At 68.1% G+C, this 3,296-nt stretch carries 4 protein-coding genes; all 4 read left to right on the top strand.

Features of this window, described 5'->3' with window-relative positions; all coding sequences use genetic code 11:
* A partial coding sequence (locus I71_RS39260; RefSeq protein WP_042703567.1) for a hypothetical protein occupies nt 1-234 on the top strand: 234 nt, incomplete at its 5' end.
* An 8-nt stretch (nt 235-242) separates the two neighbouring features.
* Nucleotides 243-1,553, top strand: a complete 1,311-nt coding sequence (locus I71_RS31370; RefSeq protein WP_042703569.1) for a YcaO-like family protein — start codon at nt 243-245, stop codon at nt 1,551-1,553.
* Nucleotides 1,550-2,962, top strand: a complete 1,413-nt coding sequence (locus I71_RS31375) for a TfuA-like protein (protein ID WP_042703571.1) — start codon at nt 1,550-1,552, stop codon at nt 2,960-2,962. Before I71_RS31370 ends, I71_RS31375 begins: the two co-directional genes overlap by 4 nt.
* On the top strand, nt 2,959-3,243 hold the full coding sequence (locus I71_RS31380; protein WP_244434169.1) for a MoaD/ThiS family protein: 285 nt from the start codon (nt 2,959-2,961) through the stop codon (nt 3,241-3,243). Before I71_RS31375 ends, I71_RS31380 begins: the two co-directional genes overlap by 4 nt.
* Nucleotides 3,244-3,296 lie beyond the last annotated feature (53 nt).

Below are 3,296 nucleotides of genomic sequence, written 5' to 3' on the forward strand. Positions count from 1 at the left end.
AGCTTCGGCGACCTCGGCTTCGGCGACGTCCGCGGCTGCGGCTCCGGCCGCATCGGCATCCGCTTCGCCGAGCCCGTCAGCGGGCAGCGACGATCAGACGACCGAGGCGTGATCCCGGCTTGGGGCCGGCCTTCCTTCGGGGAGCGGCCGGCCCCGTTCTCGTCTCCCAGCTTTCCGCGCCGCGCAGGGCGGCACTCCACCTCCACCCGATCCGGCCGGAGCCGCAAGTCCTGACCCATCCAATGGCTGACAGCGCATCGCCCGACACCGTCCATCCGGAGTTTCCCGGCATCCGCCTGGGCGACACCGTCCACCGCGCCGCCAAGCGCTTCTTCATCGGCACCCACCGCACGTCGACGCCGGAAGAGACGCTGGCACGCATATCGCCCCATTTCGCCCGTTGCGGCATCACGCGGCTGGCCGATGTCACCGGTTTGGACCGCCTCGGCATCCACACGGTCATCGGGCACCGGCCCAACAGTCCGACCTTGTCGGGCAGCGCCGGCAAGGGATTCAGCCTCGCCGCCGCCACCGTCTCGGCCGCTATGGAGGCGATCGAGTTCCACCATGCCGAGCATCTGCGGCTGCCTCACATCGAAGCGGCATGGAACGATCTGCCGGCCGATGGGCGCATCCCTCTGGACCGGCTGCCGGGGACCAAGCATGGTTCCTTCCGTCCCGACCGGCCGGAAATCTGGACCTGGGGTTGGGATTTGATGGGTGGCCGTCCGGTTGCTGCGCCCTGGACTTCGGTCGGGCTGCACAGCATGCCGCCGGGGACCAAGCCGGGCGCCCGCAGTTTCTATGCGATGGGCACCAACGGACTGGCCAGCGGCAACCATATCCTGGAAGCGGTCGCCGCCGGTCTTTACGAAGTGATCGAGCGCGACTCGGTCGCCTGCTGGCGCTATGCCGGCGAACGATGTGCTTTGCCGACACCGCGGGTCGACCTGGACAGCATCGACGCGCCGACCGTCCGCGACCTGCTGCACCGCTTCGATCTGGCGGGCATCCGTCCGCTGCTGTTCGACGTCACCACCGACATGGGCGTGCCGAGCTATATGGCGATCGTCTATGACCGCGAGATGCGCAAGACCGGCATGCACCGCGGCTATGGCAGCCATCTGGAACCGGCGGTCGCCATGTGCCGCGCCTTGACCGAGGCGGTGCAGTCGCGTCTGGTCCTGATCGCCGGCTCGCGCGACGACTTCTTCCGCCGTGACCTGACCCGCAATCAGAATGCCGACGGCAGCGCGGAAATCGCGATGCTGGAGGCCACGCCCGTCAACACCGACGGCCGCCGCCATCTGAACCACGCCACACCGACCTTCGAAGGCGATATTGCCGTCCTGCTGACGGTGCTGCGCCGTGTCGGGATCGAGCAGGCGCTCGTCTTCGACCTGACCCTGCCGGAAATCGGCATTCCGGTGGTCCGTGTCCTGGTTCCGGGGCTGGAAGGCTACCAGTTCGACTTCTACACTCCGGGTGCGCGGCCGCTGGCCTTCGCGGAGGTCTTGAAGGCCCATATCGGCCAAGTGGGATCGGTGGCATGAAGATCTGTGTGTTCCTGGGCCCCACCATGCCGGTGGCGGATGCCCGCGCCCTCCTGCCGGATGCGGTCTTTCTGCCGCCGGCGGCGCAGGCTGACGTCATCAGCGCCATGACCATCCACCGGCCGGACGTGATCGCCCTGATCGACGGGGTGTTCGGCCAGTCCCTGTCGGTCTGGCACAAGGAAATCCTCTATGCCCTGCACAAGGGCGTCGCGGTCTACGGTGCGTCCAGCATGGGCGCCTTGCGGGCGGCCGAATGCCATCCCTTCGGCATGGTTCCGGTCGGCGAGGTGGCGCGCGGCTATGTCGACGGCCGGCTGACCGGTGACGACGAGGTGGCGCTGGCTCATGCCGGGCCGGAGGATGGCTGGTTTCCACTGTCGGAGCCACTGGTCAATCTGCGCGCCAGCATGGCCGCCGCTTTGGCCGCCGGGGCGGTGGACCCGGCGACGCACGACCGGGTGATTGCCGCCGCGAAAGCCCTTTATTTCACCGAACGCACCCGCGACCGCATCTTCGCCGAAGCCGGATTGAGCCCGCAGGAGACGGAGCGGCTGGAGCGCTTCCTGGAAACCGGCGCCGTCGACCAGAAGCGCCGCGATGCGGAGGCGCTGCTGATCCATCTCGCCAGCCTCATCATGCCGCCGCGGCCGGCGCCGTTCGACTTCAATGCCTCCCACTATTTCGATGTCCTCTACGAACGCGACCGCCGCGTCAGCCATGGCGGCAACAGCGTGCCGCTGTCGGAGATCGCGTCGCACGCCGCCCTGCACCGGCCGGACTTTGCCGAGATCAACAATGCCGCACTCGGCCGCGTGCTGATCCGCCAATTCGCCGAGGTGATGGGTGTCACCGTGGACGAGGCGGCGGTCCGCACCGAAACCCAGCGTTTCTGCGCCATGCGCGGCCTGAAGGGGCCGGACGCGCTTGCCGGCTGGTGCCGCCGCAACGACCTGACCGATGCCGAATTCTCCGAGCTGATGACCGAATTGGCCATCGAGCGGGCGATGCGGCTCTGGCTGATCCCGCGCCGCTTCCTGGCACGCACGACCAAGCCGGTGCTGAACGAACTGCGCCTGCGCGGTCTTTACGAATCCGTCGCCGAGGAGGCGGCGCTGATCGACCGGGTGATGGAACTGCATTTCGGCGATCCCAGCCGCCAGCCGAAGGAGTCGGTGGAACAGCTGCTGGCCGAACAAGTCGCCTGCACCGCCTGCCGGGTTGATGCGCCGGCCGATGTCTGGTCGTATGAATATGGCTTCAAGGATCTGCTGGATCTGCGCATCGACCTGATGCGGGCCAAGCAGGTGCGCGACCTGTTCCGCCAGCTGGCGGCGGAGGCGGAAGCGGCGCTGGCTCCCCTGCCGGCGTCGGAGGACTCGGTGTCGGAAAGGGAGATGCAGACGTGATCAACGCAGAGGTGACCATCCGCGTGCCGACCCCGTTGCGTGGTTTCGTCGGCGGGCGCGATCAGGTGACGGTGCCCGGCGCCACGGTGCGCGAGGCGCTGTCGGCGCTGACCGCCGGACAGGAAGCCTTCCGCGACCGGCTGTTCACCGCTGAAGGCGACCTGCGCCGGTTCGTGAATGTCTATCTCGGCCGCGACGACNTACGGCGGCTGGGTGGGTTGGAGGCGGCCCTGCCGGCCGGCGCCACCCTGACGTTGATGGTCGCTCTGGCCGGCGGTTGAGGAGTCTCGCGTCATGAGCCTGAAGGACGGCGCCTGGCCAATCTGCGCGTCCG

It is taken from the genome of Azospirillum sp. B506 (assembly GCF_000333595.1).
Taxonomy (GTDB): domain Bacteria; phylum Pseudomonadota; class Alphaproteobacteria; order Azospirillales; family Azospirillaceae; genus Azospirillum.

What these genes read in the sequence shown, in the direction of transcription:
- I71_RS31370 (WP_042703569.1), top strand. Translation starts at nt 243, where the DNA reads ATGGCTGACAGCGCATCGCCCGACACCGTCCATCCGGAGTTTCCCGGC.
- I71_RS31375 (WP_042703571.1), top strand. Translation starts at nt 1,550, where the DNA reads ATGAAGATCTGTGTGTTCCTGGGCCCCACCATGCCGGTGGCGGATGCC.